Annotated in this window: 12 protein-coding genes; 2 read left to right on the top strand and 10 right to left on the bottom strand. The window is 69.4% G+C overall.

Annotated features, from left to right (window positions below):
- Positions 1-164: 164 nt before the first annotated feature.
- The gene (locus tag OG899_RS05135; RefSeq protein WP_168130862.1) at positions 165-1,184 is read right to left on the bottom strand and encodes a hypothetical protein; all 1,020 of its coding nucleotides are present in this window, start codon (positions 1,182-1,184) and stop codon (positions 165-167) included.
- A gap of 110 nt (positions 1,185-1,294) precedes the next feature.
- Between OG899_RS05135 and OG899_RS05140 the strand changes: the two genes are divergently transcribed.
- Positions 1,295-1,675, top strand: a complete 381-nt coding sequence (locus OG899_RS05140; protein WP_168130861.1) for an NYN domain-containing protein — start codon at positions 1,295-1,297, stop codon at positions 1,673-1,675.
- Between the two features lie 157 nt (positions 1,676-1,832).
- Here the strand turns inward: OG899_RS05140 and OG899_RS05145 are convergent, their stop codons facing one another.
- The 9 genes from OG899_RS05145 to ngcE all read right to left on the bottom strand — a co-directional run bounded on the left by OG899_RS05145 (position 1,833) and on the right by ngcE (position 14,097).
- A complete protein-coding gene (locus OG899_RS05145) occupies positions 1,833-3,347 on the bottom strand; it encodes an amino acid permease (protein ID WP_125499696.1) in 1,515 nt (504 codons plus the stop codon).
- Positions 3,348-3,540: 193 nt separating this feature from the next.
- Positions 3,541-5,493, bottom strand: a complete 1,953-nt coding sequence (gene dxs / locus OG899_RS05150; protein ID WP_125499697.1) for a 1-deoxy-D-xylulose-5-phosphate synthase — start codon at positions 5,491-5,493, stop codon at positions 3,541-3,543.
- Positions 5,494-5,698: 205 nt separating this feature from the next.
- The gene (locus OG899_RS05155) at positions 5,699-6,991 is read right to left on the bottom strand and encodes a sugar ABC transporter permease (RefSeq protein WP_125499698.1); all 1,293 of its coding nucleotides are present in this window, start codon (positions 6,989-6,991) and stop codon (positions 5,699-5,701) included.
- Complete coding sequence (locus OG899_RS05160; protein ID WP_125499699.1) at positions 6,988-7,779, bottom strand: ATP-binding cassette domain-containing protein; 792 nt, start codon at positions 7,777-7,779, stop codon at positions 6,988-6,990. The genes OG899_RS05155 and OG899_RS05160 overlap by 4 nt, the downstream gene beginning before the upstream one ends.
- Positions 7,780-7,977: 198 nt before the next feature.
- A complete protein-coding gene (locus OG899_RS05165; RefSeq protein ID WP_168130902.1) occupies positions 7,978-9,087 on the bottom strand; it encodes a sugar ABC transporter substrate-binding protein in 1,110 nt (369 codons plus the stop codon).
- A 134-nt stretch (positions 9,088-9,221) separates the two neighbouring features.
- Positions 9,222-10,433 carry an ROK family transcriptional regulator gene (locus OG899_RS05170; protein WP_125499700.1) on the bottom strand — a complete coding sequence of 404 codons (1,212 nt, stop codon included), beginning with the start codon at positions 10,431-10,433 and terminating at the stop codon, positions 9,222-9,224.
- Between the two features lie 289 nt (positions 10,434-10,722).
- On the bottom strand, positions 10,723-11,646 hold the full coding sequence (locus tag OG899_RS05175) for a carbohydrate ABC transporter permease (protein ID WP_125499701.1): 924 nt from the start codon (positions 11,644-11,646) through the stop codon (positions 10,723-10,725).
- Position 11,647: 1 nt separating this feature from the next.
- Positions 11,648-12,574, bottom strand: a complete 927-nt coding sequence (locus tag OG899_RS05180; protein ID WP_125499702.1) for a carbohydrate ABC transporter permease — start codon at positions 12,572-12,574, stop codon at positions 11,648-11,650.
- Between the two features lie 77 nt (positions 12,575-12,651).
- Positions 12,652-14,097, bottom strand: coding sequence for an N-acetylglucosamine/diacetylchitobiose ABC transporter substrate-binding protein (gene ngcE / locus OG899_RS05185; protein ID WP_125499703.1), 1,446 nt, complete (start codon positions 14,095-14,097; stop codon positions 12,652-12,654).
- Between the two features lie 464 nt (positions 14,098-14,561).
- Between ngcE and OG899_RS05190 the strand changes: the two genes are divergently transcribed.
- Positions 14,562-18,365, top strand: coding sequence for a GH92 family glycosyl hydrolase (locus OG899_RS05190; protein WP_189343427.1), 3,804 nt, complete (start codon positions 14,562-14,564; stop codon positions 18,363-18,365).
- Positions 18,366-18,455: the final 90 nt, after the last annotated feature.

The raw sequence follows: 18,455 nt of genomic DNA on the forward strand, positions 1-18,455 counted from the left end.
TGCCCGGCACACCGGTGGGTGTGCCGGGCATCGGCGTTCCGGGGGGCGATGACAGGCCGGTGACGGCGAGAGGGGACGGGGTGGCGCCCCCGTGCGAGCGCGGGCGCCCCTGCGCGGTCGGCCGACGACGGGCGGGCGCTCGGACCTGCCCGCCGCCTCGCCGCTCACACCTCGCGCCAGGCCTGAAGGGCCAGCCCCGGCTCGTCCTTGCGGCGGGTCACGAGCAGCCGGCCCGTGGCCGGGGAGGAGACGGCCGCCACGAGGCGGCCGTCGGCGTCGGTGGTCAGGCAGACCCGGGCGTCCGGCGGGAGCTGCGGGCCGGACTCGGTCCACCAGGCGCCCGCCGACTCCTCCTCGGTCGGACAGGCGGCGAAGGCGACCCGGCCGCTGTCGGAGCACTGGGCGAGCACCGTGCAGTCGTGGCCGTCGAGGACGCAGCGGACGGCGGTGACCGGGCCGGTGCCGGCGGCGCCGAGCACGGTCACCGGTTTGCCGCCGGGCCGCCAGGCGCACAGGTCGCCCACGGAGTCGACGTAGAAGAGCGTGGTGGCGCCGGGCGACGTGGCCAGGGCGTACAGGGAGCCGGGCTGCGGCTCGACGCCGATCTTCTCCCCCGGCACCAGGCGGCCGCCGGGCTCCTCCTGCCGCCAGTGCTGCACTCCGCCGCGCACGGCCGCGTACAGCTCGACCGTGCCGGACTCGGCGGTGACCGCCGCCAGGCCGTCCCGGTGCGTGCCCTGGCCCCGCAGATCCCACCAGGGCGACCAGCCGCCCTTGGTCCGCTGGGCCCGCATGCTCACCCCGCCGCCCGCGTTGCGGACGAAGAGGTGGGCGCGGCCCTCCGCGTCGACGGCGACGGCCGGTGTGCCCGTGCGGTCCCCCTTGTTGTTGGGGTGTCCCACCGGCATCCAGTCCAGGGCCGCCAGCAGCGGGCGGAAGTGGGTGGAGTGCACCAGGCCCGACTCGCCCGGCACCGTGGGCCGCCAGGAGACCAGATGGGTGTAGCGGTCGCTTCCCTGACCGAGGGCGAGCACCGGGTGCACCCGCTGGTCGCCGCCCATGCGGCGGGGCGCGTCCCAGGGGCCGCCGGGCCACCGTTCGGCCCGGCACAGCACGGCGTCGCCCGAGAGGAAGTAGACATGAAGGCGGCCGTCGCGGCCGCGGAGGAGCCAGTCGCCGTTCACACGCTCACTCTATGCGGCGCCGTGGACCGCGCCCGGGCCGGGCCCCTGCTTCCCCGGCCGGGTACGGCAGGTGTCTGCCGTGCCCCGACGGCACGTGTCACCCTGGTCCCATGGATGCCACCCCGGAGCTGCTGGAGCTGCTGGTGATCGTCGACGGTGCCAATGTCGTCGGGTCGGTGCCGGACGGCTGGTGGCGGGACCGCCGGGGAGCCGCCGAGCGCCTGCGGGACCGGCTGGCCGCCGACGGTGTGCCCCGCCTGGCGGACAAGGCGGAGATCGTGCTGGTCGTCGAGGGTGCGGCACGCGGGGTGCGCACGGTGCCGGGAGTGCGGGTGGAGGAGGCGCCCGGCAGCGGGGACGACCACATCGTCGGCCTGGTCGGCCGGGCGGCGGGCCGGCCCACCCTGGTGGTCACGGCCGACCGCGAACTGCGGCGCCGGGTGACGGAGTTGGGGGCCGAGGTCACCGGGCCGCGAGCGGTCCGGGACTGACGGGCAGTACACGACTGACGTGCGGTGCGGAACTGACGGGCGGTACGGGACCGCTCGGGCGGCCCGCACACGTACCGCGGGGCGGAGCCGGTCTCTCCCGGCCCCGCCCCGGCACGTGTGTGCCGTGCGGTCCCGTGTGCGCGGGCTCCGCCCGCCGTCAGGAGGTGCCGCCGGACGTGCCCTCGGCCCGGGCCGGCTGTTCCTCGCGGGCCAGACGGCTGTGGGTGCGGCCGTAGAAGAAGTAGACGACGAAGCCGATCGCCATCCAGATGGCGAACCGCAGCCAGGTCTCGGCGGGCAGATTCAGCATCAGCCACAGCGAGGCGAGCACCGACAGGATCGGCACCAGCGGCACCAGCGGCGTACGGAAGGCCCGGTGCAGGTCCGGACGGGTCCGGCGGAGGATGATCACGCTGACCGCCACGATGACGAACGCGAACAGCGTGCCGATGTTCACCAGCTCCGCCAGCTCGCTCAGGCTGGTGAAGCCCGCGATCACGGCGATGACGACGCCGAGGAGGACGGTCGAGCGGTAGGGGGTGCGGAAACGCGGGTGGGTGCGGGAGAACAGCCGCGGCAGCAGGCCGTCACGGCTCATCGCGAAGAACACCCGGGACTGGCCCAGCAGCAGGATCATGCACACCGTGGTCAGGCCGACGGCCGCGCCGAAACTGATCAGACCCGCGAACCAGGGGTGTCCGGTGGATTTGAAGGCGTCCGCCAGGGGGGCGTCCACGGACAGCTTGCTGTACTTCTGCATGCCGGTGACGACGATCGACACGGCCACGTACAGCGCGGTGCAGATGACGAGGGAGCCGAGGATGCCCCGCGGCACGTCGCGCTGCGGGTTGCGGGTCTCCTCGGCGGCGGTGGCGACCACGTCGAAGCCGATGAAGGCGAAGAACACCACGGACGCCGCGGTGAAGATGCCCATGACGCCGAAGTTCGACGGTGCCCAGCCGAACATCAGCTGCACGAGCGGTGCCTTCAGGTTGCCGCCCGCCGTGACCGGCTCCTCCTTCGGGATGAAGGGGTCGTAGTTGCCGGCCTTGATGAAGAAGGCACCCGCGATGATGACGACCAGGACGACGGCCACCTTGATCGCGACCACGACCGAGGTCACACGTGCCGACAGCTTCATGCCGACCACGAGGATGGCGGTCAGCACCAGGACCAGCGCGGCGGCCAGGATGTCGAAACCGAACCCGGAGGCGCCGTCCCGGCCGCTGAGATACTCGGGCAGATGCCAGCCGGCGTTGTCCAGCAGCGAATGGATGTAACCGGACCAGCCGACGGCCACCACCGCCGTGCCGAGCGCGAGTTCCAGCACCAGGTCCCAGCCGATGATCCAGGCCGGGAACTCGCCGAGAGAGGCGTAGGAGAAGGTGTACGCCGAACCGGCGACCGGCACGGCGGACGCGAACTCCGCGTAGCACAGCGCGGCCAGTGCGCAGACCACACCGGCCACCACGAAGGACACGGCCACCGCGGGTCCGGCGGTGTTCCGGGCGGCCGTTCCGGTGAGCACGAAAATGCCGGTGCCGATGATGACACCGACTCCGAAGACCGTCAGATCGAGGGCCGAGAGCGATTTCCGTAGTGCGTGTTCGGGTTCCTCGGTGTCTCTGATCGACTGTTCGACGTTCTTCGTCCGGAACAGCGTGTTGCTCACAGGCCTACCTTCCACGCTCGTCGCCTCGCCGTGGCTCGACATGATCGAGAGGGCTGGGGAATGCGTATGCCCCGGCACTGGCAGGTTCACGCAGACGGGCCGGATGCGCCACCCGTAGGAGGGTGTCGAATCCGGCCCGTTTAGGGCACCGAGCGGTAACGATGTTCCGGTGGGTGCATACCGTGCACGCAGGTCAGTCGCGCGCGGGCTCCACCGCCGAGTCGATCTCGCCGTCGGACTGCCCGGTGGAGCGCAGCCGGGTGTGCGGCAGGCCGTCGAGCTTGGCGACCAGACCGGTGACCTGGCGGGCGATGTCGGGCGCCGTCAGGCCGATCTCCGCCATGACCTCGGCGCGGGAGGCGTGGTCGAGGAAGCGCGGCGGGATGCCGAAGTCCCGCAGCGGCACGTCGACGCCGGCGTCCCGCAGAGCCTGGGCGATGGTGGAGCCGACACCGCCGACCCGCGAGTTGTCCTCGACGGTGACGACCACCCGGTGCCGTTCGGCCAGCGGGGCCATCGCCTCGTCGACCGGCTTGACCCAGCGGGGGTCGACGACGGTGGTGGAGATGCCCTGCTTGTCGAGCAGGTCGGCGATCTCCAGGCACATCGGGGCGAGCGCGCCGACGGAGACCAGCAGCACGTCCGGGGTGTCGGTGCCGGGCTCGCGCAGCACGTCCATGCCGCCGACGCGGCCCACGGCGGGCACCGCCGGCCCGACCTTGCCCTTGGAGAAGCGGACCACGGTCGGCGCGTCCTCGACGGCGACGGCCTCGCGCAGCTGGGCGCGGACCTGGTCGGCGTCGCGCGGGGCGGCCAGCCGCAGCCCGGGGACGACCTGAAGGATCGACATGTCCCACATGCCGTTGTGGGAGGGGCCGTCGGTGCCGGTGATGCCGGCCCGGTCCAGGACGAACGTCACGCCGCACTTGTGCAGGGCGACGTCCATCAGCACCTGGTCGAAGGCGCGGTTGAGGAAGGTGGCGTAGACGGCGAACACCGGGTGCAGTCCGCCGTGGGCGAGGCCGGCCGCGGAGACGGCGCCGTGCTGCTCGGCGATGCCGACGTCGAAGACCCGGTCGGGGAAGGCCTTGGCGAACTTGTCCAGGCCGACCGGCTGGAGCATCGCGGCGGTGATGGCGACGATGTCCTTGCGTTCCTTGCCGAGCTTGACCATCTCGTCGCCGAAGACGCTGGTCCAGTCGGCGCCGGAGGTGGCGATGGGCAGGCCGGTGTCGGGGTGGATCTTGCCGACGGCGTGGAAGCGGTCGGCCTCGTCCTGCAGGGCGGGCTGGTAGCCACGGCCCTTCTCGGTCAGGCAGTGCACGATGACGGGGCCGTTGAAGCGCTTGGCGCGGGTGAGCGCGGACTCCAGGGCCTCGATGTCGTGTCCGTCGATCGGGCCGACGTACTTCAGGCCCAGGTCCTCGAACATGCCCTGCGGGGCGATGAAGTCCTTCAGTCCCTTCTTCGCGCCGTGCAGGGTGTCGTAGAGGGCCTGGCCGACGACCGGGGTGCGCTCGAGGAGTTCCTTGGTGCGGGCGAGGAACTTCTCGTAGCCGTCGGTGGTGCGCAGGGTGGCCAGGTGGTTGGCGAGGCCGCCGATGGTGGGCGCGTAGGAGCGCTCGTTGTCGTTGACGACGATGACGAGCGGGCGGTCCTTGGCGTCGGCGATGTTGTTCAGCGCCTCCCAGGCCATGCCGCCGGTCAGGGCGCCGTCGCCGATGACGGCGACGACATGGCTGTCGCGTCCCAGGATCTGGTTGGCCTTGGCGATGCCGTCGGCCCAGCCCAGCACGGTGGAGGCGTGGCTGTTCTCGATGACGTCGTGCTCGGACTCCGCCTGGGAGGGGTAACCGGACAGGCCGCCCTTCATCTTCAGCCGGGAGAAGTCCTGCCGGCCGGTGAGCAGCTTGTGCACGTACGACTGGTGGCCGGTGTCCCACAGCACCTTGTCCTTCGGGGAGTGGAACACCCGGTGCAGGGCGATGGTCAGCTCGACCACACCGAGGTTGGGGCCGAGGTGGCCGCCGGTCTTGGAGACGGCGTCCACCAGAAAGGTCCGGATCTCCTCTGCCAGCTGATCCAGCTCCTCCAGGCTGAGCCGGTCCAGATCGCGCGGTCCCGTGATGCGGGTCAGCAGCGGCACCCGTGCCTCCTTGCAGTAGAGCTGATCGAGCTTTCAGCGGCTCGACGAGTCTAATGTTCCGCCCGAGCGCCCGGTGTCCGGGCGGTGGGTCACGGGTCACACGTACGGCCGTACCGTGTGCGCGACCCGTGTGCGACGCAGGTGTGCCCGGCACCGTCGGCGGTACCGGGCACACACGGGGCTCTGCGGCCCCGGGCCGACCGGGTCAGGCGCGGCCGGCCGTCTTCTGGGTCTTGCGGGTGACGGCGTCGATGACGACGGTCGCCAGCAGCACGCCACCGGTGATCATGTACTGGACCGGGGAGGCGATGCCCTCCAGGGCCAGGCCGTACTGGATGGAGACGATCACCAGCACGCCGAGCAGCGCGTTCCAGGTGCGGCCGCGGCCGCCGAAGAGGGACGTGCCGCCGATCACGGCCGCCGCGATCGCGTTCATCAGCAGGTCACCGCCGCCGGCGCCCTGGTTGGCGGAGGCGATCTTGGAGGCGATGAACAGGCCGCCCAGGGCCGCGAAGGTGCCGGAGATCGCGAACACCGAGATCCGCACCAGCGTGACGTTGATGCCCGCGCGGCGGGAGGCCTCGACGCTGCCGCCGAGCGCGAAGACCTTGCGGCCGTAGGAGGTGCGGCGCAGCACGAAGTCGGTGACGAACAGCACCGCGACGAAGATCAGCACGGCCAGCGGCAGGCCCTTGTACTGGTTGTAGACGAAGGCCGCGGCGAAGGAGATCACGGCGAGCAACGCGGTGCGCAGGATCGTCTCGCTCAGCGGCTTGGACGGCACCCCGGCGGCCTCGCGGCGCTTGTTGCCGAAGTACGCGCTGAGGAAGTACAGCACCGTCACCGCCAGGGCCAGCCCGTAGGCGGCGGCGATGTCGCTGAAGTAGTAGCTGGTCAGGTTGGCGACCAGACCGTCGGAGTCGAGGTTGATGGTGCCGTTGTCGCCGAGGATCTTCAGCATGAAGCCGTTCCAGAACAGCAGACCGGCCAGCGTGACGGCGAAGGCGGGCACACCCACCTTGGCGAAGAAGAAGCCGTGGATGGCTCCGGCGACCGTGCCGGTGAGGATGGCCAGCACGAAGGCCAGCACCTCGTTCATGCCGTGTGTGATGTTGAGCACCGCGAAGGCGGCGCCCGCGACACCGGAGACCGAACCGACCGACAGGTCGATCTCGCCGAGCAGCAGGACGAACACGATGCCGACGGCGATCATGCCCGTGCCCACCATGGCGACGGAGATGTCGGAGAGGTTGCCCGCGGTGAGGAAGTTGGAGTTCAGGCTCTGGAAGATGATCCAGATGATCACCAGGCCGAGGACGACCGGGATGGAGCCCAGGTCACCGGCCTTCAGCTTCCGCTTGAACTCGGCGACGTAGCCCGCGAAGCCCTGCTCGCGCACCAGCAGGCGCGGGTCGACGGCGGTGGCCGCGCCGGCCGCGGCGTCCGGGTTGTCCACGACGCCGTTCTCGGGGGGTGCGGAGGTCTTGTCGATGCTCACTTCGTGCTCTCCCCATTGCTGCGCGCCGCACGACGGGTCACGGCGTTGTCCGTGGCGCCGGTGATGGCGGAGATGATCTCTTCCTGCGAGGTCGACTTGACCTCGAAGACACCGTTGTTGCGGCCCAGCCGCAGCACCGCCACCTTGTCGGCGACGGCCTTGACGTCGGCCATGTTGTGGCTGATGAGGATGACGGCGTGGCCGCGGTCGCGCAGCCGTTCGACCAGGTCCAGGACCTGGGCGGTCTGCTCGACACCGAGGGCCGCGGTGGGCTCGTCGAGGATGACCAGCTTGGGGTCGCCCAGCATGGACCGGGCGATCGCGACGACCTGGCGCTGGCCACCGGAGAGGGAGGCGATCGGGATGCGCACGCTGGGGATGCGGATGGAGAGCTGGTCGAGCAGCTCGCGCGAGCGGCGCTCCATCTCCACCTCGTCGAGCACCCCGCGCCGGCGGATCTCCCGGCCCAGGAAGAGGTTGCCGACCACGTCGATGTTGTCGCAGAGCGCGAGGTCCTGATAGACCGTCGCGATGCCCAGGGCCTGGGCGTCCTGCGGCTTGCTGACCTGGACGGCCTTGCCTTCCCATTCGATGACGCCGTCGTCGATGGGGTGCACGCCGGCGATCGTCTTGACCAGCGTGGACTTGCCGGCGCCGTTGTCGCCCACCAGGGCGACCACCTCACCGGCGTGGACCTCCAGCTCTACGTCGGTGAGCGCCTGGACGGCGCCGAACCGCTTGGAGACCCCGCGCAACGCCAGCACAGGCGTAGCGGACACGTGAACCATCTCCTTCGCCGCCTGTCCCGGCGGGAGGTTTGCGATAAGTCGGTGGGGAACTGTTTCCGTCCGGCGCCCCGCGGGCGAGCGTGCGGGGCTGTCCGGTGGCGCGGGGCGCCGGCGGAAGCGTGCGGCACCTCGGTGCGACGGGCCCGTCCTCGGGCCGCCCGCCGCACCGTCAGGTGCGTGCCGTGCCGTGCACGGCCGTCACTTCAGGCCGATCTTGTCGCAGGCGGCCTTGTACTGGGGGGTGCAGATCTCGGCGACGGTGTAGATGCCGTCCTTGATGACCGTGTCCTTGATGTTGTCCTTGGTCAGCGACACGACCGGGACGATGACGGACGGGATGCCCTTGGTGGTCGCGCTGTCCACCGTGTCCTTGGCGAGGGAGTCCAGGGACTTGCCCTGCGCCAGGCTCACGGCCATCTCCGCGGCGACGCTCGCCTCCTGCGGGTAGGGCTTGTAGACGCTCATGTACTGGTCGCCGGTGATGATGCGCTGCACACCCGCGAGCTCCGCGTCCTGGCCGGTGACCGGGACGTCGGAGATACCCGCCGCCTTCAGGGCGGTGATGATGCCGCCCGCCATGCCGTCGTTGGCGGAGTAGACACCGATGATGTTCTTCTTGCCGAGCGCGGAGATGGCACCCTCCATGTTGGAGTTGGCGTTCTCCGGCTTCCATTCCTTGGTGTCGTACTCCTTGCCGATGTCCACCTTGCCGTCGAGCACGGAGTGCGCGCCCTGCTTGAACTGCGCGGCATTCGGGTCGGTGGCGGACCCGTTCATCATGACGATCTTGCCGGACTTCGCCTTGTCGCCGAGCGCCTGCAGCAGCGCCTCGCCCTGGGTCTTTCCGACGGTCACGTTGTCGAACGAGGTGTACGCGTCGATCGGGCCCTCCGCCAGGCGGTCGTAGGCGACGACCTTGATCCCGGCGTCCTTGGCCTTCTGGATGGAGTTGCGGATCGCCTTGGAGTCCACGGCGTCGACGATGAGGACGTCCACCTTGTTGGTGATCATCGTCTCGACCTGCTGGTTCTGCAGGGTGGCGTCCTGCTTGGCGTTCGCGTATTGGACCTTGCCCTTGTTGTGGGTCAGCTCCGCGACCTTCTTCTCGATCTGCGGGCGGTCGAATTTCTCGTACCGTGCCGTCTGGTTCTCCGGCAGCAGCAGACCGATCTTGATGTCGTCGCCCTTGTTCGCGGACGCCGACGAGGACGAGGAGTCGTCGTTGTCCTTGGCCTCCTTGGCGCTGCCGCAGGCGGCCAGCGAGACGGCCATGGTAGCAGCGGCAACACCGAAGGCCGCACGACGCATACGCGTGTTCACTTCCTTGAACCTCCCTGACGAGGCCGCGTCGTTGCGGCCGAGGTGGCTGGAAGTCAACTCGGCCATACGTGCGACGTCAAGAAGTAAATCCTTAACGAGATGGCAACGGTGCCATACGTTCTCTAAGTGAAGGCAGGTGTCGAAGAACGGGCACCGCCGGCCGCGGACCCGTCCAGAAGCGTCGAATCACCCATCTCGCTCAGTGCGAGCGCGAGCGCCCCGAGCACCTCGGCACGGCCGCCAAGTGCCCCCGGAAGAATGGTGAGTTGACGTGCGGCGCTGGGAATGGCGTAGCGCCCGACGGACTCCCGGATGGGTCCGAGGACCAGTTCGCCGGCCTCCGCGAGATCTCCTCCGAGGACCACCCGGCTGGGGTTGAGCAGGTTGCACAGGTTGGCGACGCCGCTGCCGATGTGACGGCCGACGTCGGCGATCACCCGGCGGCAGCCGGGGTCGCCCTCCCGGGCCAGCCGGACCACGCCCTCCATCGTCAGGCCCGGCCCGTGGCTGGGCTGCAACAGCGGCAGGACGAACGGTGCGGCGGTGAAGGTCTCCAGGCAGCCGCGGTTGCCGCAGCGGCACACCGGGCCTCCCTCGTCGAGGGTGATGTGCCCGATCTCACCCGCGGTGCCGCCGGGGCCGCGGTAGATCTTGCCGTTGATCACCAGTCCGGCGCCCACACCGCTGGCGATCTTGATGTAGGCCAGGTCGCGCACCCCGCGCCCGCTGCCCCAGACCAGCTCGCCCAGGGCGCCGAGGTTGGCGTCGTTGTCCACGTGCACCGGCACGCCGAGGCGCCCCCGCAGCTCCTCGGCGGGTTTGATGCCGCCCCAGCCCGGCAGGATCGCGGTGGAGCCCAGGGTGCCGGACTCCACGTCGATCGGGCCGGGCACACCCAGACCGATGCCGGCGATCTTGGCCCGGTCCACGCCGGTGGCCTCGACCAGCCGGTTCACCAGCTCCTCGGCCCGGTCGAAACCCTGGCTCCAGGAGGCGTCCACGTCCAGCGGCTCGGACTCCTCGGCCAGCACCTGGTGGGCGAGATTCCCGATCGCGACCCGCAAATGCGCGTGTCCGAAGTCCACACCGATCACGATCCCGGCGTCGCCGCTCAGGGACACGCTGCGTGCCCGGCGGCCACCCGCCGAGGTGGGTGTGACCTGGACCGTTCCGCCGTCCTTCAGCTCGCGGACGATGTTGGAGACGGTGGCCGCGGACAGACCGGTGGCCCGCGCGATCTCCGCCTGGGTGAGGGATCCGGCAAGACGCACGGCGCGTACGACCCGCTCCAGGTTGGCTCGGTGCAGCGACGACTGCGACCCTGGAGTCTCCACGACGACCTCCTGAGCGCGGGGCCGCTCCGGTGAGGCCCCGTCTATCCAACAAGTGAACTCTAAGATGAGCCGTTCGGGTTGGCTCCCGTCAAGAGGTAGAACCCTCTCCACCTGCTGTGACCTGTCGCACCGGTCGTGACGACGACGCTGCGCAGCGTCATGGCGCGTGCCGTCGCAGCCCGCGTGCCACCGCCTCCGCCCGGGCGTGACGACGCCGCCCCCGTCGCTCGGGAGGCGGCGAACGTGCAGGTGGGGCGGGTTCCGGGTGGCGCGCCCGGAACCGGGCGGATCACTTCAGGGCGCCCGCCGTCAGCCCCTGGACGACCTGGCGCTGGAAGACGATGTAGGCGCCCAGCACGGGCAGCATGGCCATGACCAGACCGGCGAAGAGGCCGGACCAGTCGCCCTTGTATCCCTGGCTGACCGCGAGCTGCACCAGCCCCTGGGTGAGCACGTGCTTGTCCGGGTCGGTGTTGAGCACCGTCGGCAGCATGTACTGGTTCCACTGGCCCAGGAAGTTGAAGATGCCCACGCTGATCAGGCCGGGCCTGGCCATCGGCAGCATGATCTGGAAGAACGTCCGGGTGTGCGAGGCGCCGTCGACGAACGCGGCTTCCGCCACCGAGGTCGGCAGCGACCGGAAGAACGCGGTCAGGAAGAACACCGTGAACGGCAGCGAATACGCGATGTAGACGAGGATCAGCCCGTGGATCGTGTTCAGCAGCCCCATGTTGTTCACGACGTAGAACAACGGCACCAGGGCCAGCATCACCGGGAAGCTCATCCCGCCGACGAACAGGTAGTAGACGAACCGGTTGCCGGGGAAGTCGAAGCGGGCCAGCACATAGGCCGCCATCGACCCGAGCACCAGGGTGCCGATCAGCGAGCCGCCCACCACCAGGACGGTGTTCAGGAAGTACTCGCTCATGTGGGCGTCGGTCCAGGCCCGCGCCCAGTTGTCGAGGTGCAGCCGGTCCGGCAGCGACCAGGGCGAGCTGAAGATCGACCGGTCGTCCTTGAACGAGGTCATCACCGCCCACACCAGCGGCATGACCACCATGATCGCCCAGATGACCAGGATGCCGTGGGAGAAGACGTTGAGGACGCCGCCCTCGCGTGTCCGCCGGGGCGGGCGGGAGACGGAAGAGCTCGTCCCGCTGACGGACAGGCCGGGCTCGGCCGGGACGGGGGCAGGGGTCTCGGTGGTCTTCATCTCAGAACTCCAGCCGCTCGCGCCGGCCCAGCCGCATCACGATCGCCGCGAAGGCCAGCGTGACGACCAGCAGCGCGACGCCGATGGTGGTGGCGTAGGCGGCCTGCCCGTCACGGAACGCCTTCTGGTACACGTACAGGACCAGGACGGTGGTCGAGTAGTCGGGGCCGCCGGGGCCGGTCGTCATGATCTGGACGACCGCGAAGGACTCCGCGCCGAGGGCGAGGATGCCCATGTACACCCAGCCGGACTGCACGGTGTCCCACAGCAGCGGCAGGGTGATCCGGAAGAAGGTGGTGAACCGGCCGGCGCCGTCCAGCAGCGCGGCCTCGTACAGCTCGGCGGGGATGGAGGCCATGCCGGCGGAGAACAGCACCACGAAGAAGCCGGTCGTGGACCACACCAGGACGGCCATCACGCACCACAGCGCCAGGTTCGGATCGCCCAGCCACAGCGGCTGCACGCCGTCCAGGCCGATGCCGCGCAGCACCGCGTTGATCGCTCCGCTGTCCGGGTTGTACGCGAACGCGAACAGCAGGGCGACGATGGCGATGGACAGCACCTGCGGGAAGAAGTAGACGATCTTGTAGAAGGAGGAGCCGCGGACGCCCGTGACGACCGGTCCGCCCCTCCTGTGGCGCCCGCCGACGTTGATCATGAAGGCGAGGAAGAGGGCCAGCCCGATCGTCACCACCGGCAGCAGCACCGCGAACAGCAGGCTGTGCTGCAACGACTTCCAGAAGATGTCGTCGTGGAACATCCTCGTGTAGTTGTCGAAGCCGACCATGACGAAGTCGGGACTCAGCCCGGTCCAGTCGGTGAACGAGTAGTAGATGGACTGGATGAACGGCCAGACGACGAAGAGCGCGTACAGCCCCAGGGGTACCGCCAGGAACCCCACGATGAACCGGTACTTGCCGTGCTGCATTGCCAGCGTCCCCGATCTGAGGGGCGGTCGGTGTCGCCCGGGTCCGCCCGGCGCGGACGGACCCGGGCGACGGCCCCTCACTGGTGCTTGTAATGCTTGATCGACGGGTCCTTCGCGGCCTCGTCGGCGAAGCCCTGGATGCGCTTGATCGCCTCCGCCGGGGTGAGCCGGCCGGCCATCATCTCGCCGAGGCCCGCCACTCCGATCTTCTCCTTCTCCAGCTGCACGTACCAGTCCTGCAGCCGCGGGTTCACCACGTTGGAGCCGGCCAGCTCCAGCGCCGCGACGGCGGACTTCAGACCGGGAGTCAGCTCGATGCCGTCGGTGCCGCCGTTGTAGGCGGTCAGCGACTTCACCTTGGTGGTGAAGTTCTTCGACGACGCCTCCGAGAGCATGATGCGCAGCTGTTCCATGCCGCCCTCGGCGTTCGCCGCCTTCGCCGGGACGATGAACGGCTCGCCGCCGGAGGCCCAGAGGGTGCCGAAGGGCATCTTGTCCGAGGAGTCGATGCCGCTGGGCGCGGAGACCGCCAGGTCGAAGTCCTTCGGGATGACGCTCGCGGACTCGTTCTCCACCCAGGAGCCGTTGGGGAGGAACAGCGCCTTGCCCTGGGCCCAGGCCGTCTGCGACTGGATGTGGTCCAGGCCGGGCGTGCCCTTGAGGATGTAGCCCTTGCGGTACAGCTCGTAGTACGCCTCGAAGCAGGTCTTGACCGCCGGGTGCTTCCAGGCGTTCGGCTCCAGGTTGTCGATGGCGTCCAGCACCTCGCGGCCGCCGACCTTGCCGATCATCGGGTAGAGCGAGAAGGGGATGTAGTAGGGGTACTTGCCGGCGTACGTCCAGCCGGCGATGCCCTTCTTCTTGGCCTTCTCGCAGACCTCGAGCATCTCGTCCCAGGTCTTCGGGTACTCCGCGTCGAGCGAGGCCAGGGCCTTGCGCGAGTACCAGACGCCGTAGATGGTGTAGGCGTAGTAGAGGATCCATACGGGCTTTCCGTCGAACTGCCCCATCTCCACGATGCCGGGCCGCAGCGTGTCGCGGACCTTCTTGGACGGGTCGTCGTAGGAGGGCGCGTCCAGCAGCGGGGTGAGATCGGCGAGCTGGTTCTTGCCGACGAGGACGCCCATGTCCATCTGCTCGGCGCCGGAGTTGTCGATGAGGTCCGGCGGGTTGCCCTGGTTGAAACGGGGCTGAAGAGTGGACTGGATCTTCTGGGTCGCCGAGAACTTCACCTTCGCCTTCGGGAAGTTCTTCTCATAGATCTTGGTGGCGTCCTCGGCGTACTCCCGGCCGAAACCGCCGTCGAACAGCACGAATTCCATCGGCGCGGTGTCGTTGACGCCGAGCGGATTCTTCGCGGTCTTCTTTCCGGCCTTCGCCTTGCTCTGTCCGCCACCGCCGCCGCTGGCGCACGCGGACAACAAGCCCAGGGCGGGTACGGACGCCAGGCCGAGCGCAGCGGACCGTTTGATCAGATCACGGCGGCCGACGCCCCCGTGGTTGTCGGCGGAAGTGGATCCCATGCGCAAGTCCTCGCCTTCTCCAGGACTCAGGCGGTGAACCGGATCCTGACCGGCACCGCGGTGGGCCGAGCTGGGTGGTGCAAGAAGTACTGTGTGCGTCTTCCACCGGGATCGCTGGGAATACAAGGAGGCGGACGCGTTTCGCGCACCGAACCACCTTTCCGGCCCCTCCCCGGCGTCCGTGCGTCACCGAGGGAGAGGCTTCCCGGACGCCGACCGGTATAGTCCACTTCCGCCGACGGGAGCAAGATCGAGGGCATGATTCCCTATGGGTCTTTTCCGAGTTGAGACCTCGCGGAAATGCACGCCCCGAACTGCACCCGCGACGGAAATATCCATGACTTCACCGCCGCACATCACCTTCAACACCCTTGACAGCACTGGGCACTTGACTCCCTACTGGAGCAAGCGTCGTCATTGACAACGTTGTCCAACGTCCGACGAACCAGGGAGGGTGCCCTCGCATGCAGCGCAGAGCACGGCACAGATGGGGCACGGCGGTCGCGTTCGCGGCCGCCGTCGTCATGGCCGCGGGATCCCAGGGGGCCGCGGTCGCCCTGCCCGGCAAGCCCCGCCCGGCCGACCGGGAGTTCGCGTCCTCGTTCGAGGCCGGTGATCCGGCACCGGACTGGCTGAACACGGTCGACACCGCCCCGGACGGCAGCAAACGCGCCTCGGGCGTGGACGGCGGCTACAGCAACGGCATCCCGGGCAACGTCGACGACCATGTCACCGAGCTGCGGGCCAGCGGCGAGAACACCGGCGCCGGCGAGGTCAAGGAGAACCTGGTCGACGCCGAGCCGGGCACCAAGTGGCTGACGTTCGCCGACACCGGCTGGGTCGAGTTCGACCTCGACAAGCCGCTGAGGATAACCCGGTACGCCCTCACCTCCGCCAACGACCACGCCGAGCGCGATCCCGCCGACTGGATCCTGCGGGCCAGCGCCGACGGCAAGGACTGGAAGACCGTCGACACCCGATCCGGCGAGAGCTTCGCCCAGCGGTTCCAGACGAACACCTACGACCTGGCCCAGCCGGCCGAGTACCAGCACTTCCGCCTGGAGGTCACGAAGACCGCCGCCGCCTCCGACAGCCTGCAGATCGCCGACGTGCAGTTCTCCACCGGCGACGACGGCGGCAGCGTCCCGCAGGACATGCTCTCGCTCGTCGACCACGGCCCGAGCGGCTCGCCGACCGCGAAGTCCGGCGCCGGCTTCACCGGCAAGCGGGCCCTGCGCTACGCCGGCCGGCACACCGCCGAGGGCCGGGCCTACTCGTACAACAAGATCTTCGATGTGAACGTCACGGTGTCGCGCGACACCCAGCTGTCGTACCGGATCTACCCGGCGATGGCCGACGGCGACCGCGACTACGACGCCACCAACGTCGCCGTCGACCTCGTCTTCACCGACGGCACCCGTCTCAGCCGGCTCGGCGCCACCGACCAGCACGGCTTCGCGCTCAGCCCGCAGGGGCAGGGTGCGGCCAAGACGCTGTACGTCAACCAGTGGAACAACGTCGTCTCGCGGATCGGTTCGGTCGCGGCCGGCAAGACGATCGACCGGATCCTCATCGCCTACGACTCCCCCACCGGCCCGGCGAAGTTCCGCGGCTGGCTGGACGACGTGTCCATCAAGCCGGTGCCGCCGGAGAAACCGAAGGCGCACCTGTCGGACTACGCGCTGACCACCCGCGGCACCAACTCCAGCGGCAGCTTCTCGCGCGGCAACAACTTTCCCGCGACCGCCGTCCCGCACGGCTTCAACTTCTGGACGCCGGTGACCAACGCGTCCTCGCTGAGCTGGCTGTACGAGTACGCACGTGCGAACAACGACGACAACCTGCCGGAGCTGCAGGCGTTCAGCGCCAGCCACGAGCCGAGCCCCTGGATGGGTGACCGGCAGACCTTCCAGGTGATGCCGTCGGCCGCGTCCGGCACCCCGGACACCGACCGCACCGCCCGCGCCCTCGCCTTCCGGCACGAGAACGAGACCGCCCGCCCCTACTACTACGGGGTGAGGTTCGAGAACGGGCTCACGGCGGAGATGGCCCCGACCGACCACGCCGCCGTGCTGCGCTTCACCTACCCGGGTGACGACGCGAGCGTGATCTTCGACAATGTCACCGAGCAGGCCGGGCTGACCCTGGACACGGAGCACGGCGTCGTCACCGGCTACTCGGACGTGAAGTCGGGCCTGTCGACCGGCGCGACCCGGCTGTTCGTCTACGGCGTCTTCGACAAGCCGGTCACGGACGGCTCCGCCGACGGCGTCAAGGGCTACCTGCGCTTCGACGCGGGCACGGACCGCACCGTCACCCTGCGCCTGGCCACCTCGCTGATCAGCGTCGACCAGGCGAAGGACAACCTGCGCCAGGAGATCCCGGACGGCACCTCCTTCGCCACGGTCAAGGCCCGCGCCCAGCACGCCTGGGACCGGCTGCTGGGCCGGGTGGAGGTCGAGGGTGCCACCCCGGACCAGCTGACCACGCTGTACTCCAGCCTGTACCGCCTGTACCTGTACCCGAACTCCGGTTTCGAGAAGGTCGACGGCAAGGACAAGTACGCCTCCCCCTTCTCCCCGATGACCGGTGAGGACACGCCGACGCACACCGGCGCGAAGATCGTCGACGGCAAGGTGTACGTCAACAACGGTTTCTGGGACACCTACCGCACCACCTGGCCGGCGTACTCGCTGCTGACACCTTCTCAGGCCGGTGAGATGGTCGACGGGTTCGTGCAGCAGTACAAGGACGGCGGCTGGACCTCCCGCTGGTCCTCCCCCGGCTATGCCGACCTGATGACGGGCACCTCCTCGGACGTGGCCTTCGCCGACGCCTACGTCAAGGGTGTCCCGATGGACGCGAAGGCGGCGTACGAGGCGGCGCTGAAGAACGCCACCGTGGTGCCGCCGTCCTCCGGTGTGGGCCGCAAGGGCATGACCACCTCGCCCTTCCTCGGGTACACCAGCACGGACACCCCCGAGGGCCTGTCCTGGGCGATGGAGGGCTACGTCAACGACTACGGCATCGCGCAGATGGCCCAGGACCTGTACCGCAAGACGGGCGAGAAGCACTATCAGGAGGAGGCCCAGTACTTCCTCAACCGCGCCCAGGACTATGTGAAGCTCTTCGACGCGAAGGCCGGCTTCTTCCAGGGCCGGGACGCGAAGGGCGACTGGCGGGTGGACTCCGACACGTACGACCCGCGCGTGTGGGGCTACGACTACACGGAGACCAACGGCTGGGGCTACGCCTTCACCGCCCCGCAGGACAGCCGGGGCCTGGCCAACCTCTACGGCGGGCGGAAGGGCCTGGCCGAGAAGCTCGACACCTACTTCGCCACGCCGGAGACGGCCTCCCCGGAGTTCACCGGATCCTACGGCGGCGTCATCCATGAGATGACCGAGGCGCGGGACGTGCGGATGGGCCAGTACGGTCACTCCAACCAGGTCGCGCACCACGTGCTCTACATGTACGACGCGGCCGGACAGCCGTGGAAGGCGCAGGAGAAGATCCGCGAGGTGCTCTCCCGCCTGTACGTCGGCAGCGAGATCGGCCAGGGCTACCACGGCGACGAGGACAACGGGGAGCAGTCCGCGTGGTACCTGTTCTCCGCGCTCGGCTTCTACCCGCTGGTCATGGGCAGCGGCGAGTACACCATCGGCTCCCCGCTGTTCACCAAGGCCACCGTCCACCTGGAGAACGGCCGCGACCTGGTGATCAGCGCGCCGAAGAACAGCGCGAAGAACGTCTATGTGCAGGGCGTGCGGTTCGACGGCAAGGCGTGGAACTCCACCAGCCTGCCCCACTCGCTGCTCGCCGAGGGCGGTGTGCTGCAGTTCGACATGGGTCCGCGGCCCTCGGCGTGGGGCACCGGCCCGCACGCGGCGCCGGTGTCGATCACGCAGGACGACAAGGTGCCGTCCCCGCGGTCGGACGTGCTCGAGGGCGACGGTGCGCTCTTCGACGACACCTCGGCGACCGACGCCACGGTGTCCGAGATCGAGCTGCCGGTGCCCGGTGCCACCAAGGCCGTCCAGTACACCCTGACCTCGTCCGGCGACCGCACCAAGGCCCCGACGGGCTGGACGCTGCAGGCGTCGGCCGACGGGACGCACTGGACGACGGTGGACCGGCGCTCGGGCGAGTCTTTCGCCTGGGACCGGCAGACCCGCCCGTTCACCATCGCCTCGCCGGGCACGTACCAGAAGTACCGGCTGGTCCTGGACGGGACGTCGACGCTGGCGGAGGTGGAGCTGCTGGCCTGACGCGCATCCGATGAGGTCGGGGCGGGTCCCGGTGCGGGACCCGCCCCGTCCGTGTGCCCGGCCGGGCGTGTCCGGCCCGCGCCCGCGGTG

It is taken from the genome of Streptomyces thermoviolaceus (genome assembly GCF_045209695.1).
In the GTDB taxonomy this organism is placed as follows: domain Bacteria; phylum Actinomycetota; class Actinomycetes; order Streptomycetales; family Streptomycetaceae; genus Streptomyces; species Streptomyces thermoviolaceus.

Excerpts from the sequence above, each read along its gene's own strand:
- ngcE (WP_125499703.1), bottom strand. The coding sequence starts at position 14,097 with ATGGGATCCACTTCCGCCGACAACCACGGGGGCGTCGGCCGCCGTGAT.
- OG899_RS05190 (WP_189343427.1), top strand. The coding sequence starts at position 14,562 with ATGCAGCGCAGAGCACGGCACAGATGGGGCACGGCGGTCGCGTTCGCG.
- OG899_RS05140 (WP_168130861.1), top strand. The coding sequence starts at position 1,295 with ATGGATGCCACCCCGGAGCTGCTGGAGCTGCTGGTGATCGTCGACGGT.
- OG899_RS05160 (WP_125499699.1), bottom strand. The coding sequence starts at position 7,779 with ATGGTTCACGTGTCCGCTACGCCTGTGCTGGCGTTGCGCGGGGTCTCC.
- OG899_RS05165 (WP_168130902.1), bottom strand. The coding sequence starts at position 9,087 with ATGCGTCGTGCGGCCTTCGGTGTTGCCGCTGCTACCATGGCCGTCTCG.
- OG899_RS05175 (WP_125499701.1), bottom strand. The coding sequence starts at position 11,646 with ATGAAGACCACCGAGACCCCTGCCCCCGTCCCGGCCGAGCCCGGCCTG.
- OG899_RS05180 (WP_125499702.1), bottom strand. The coding sequence starts at position 12,574 with ATGCAGCACGGCAAGTACCGGTTCATCGTGGGGTTCCTGGCGGTACCC.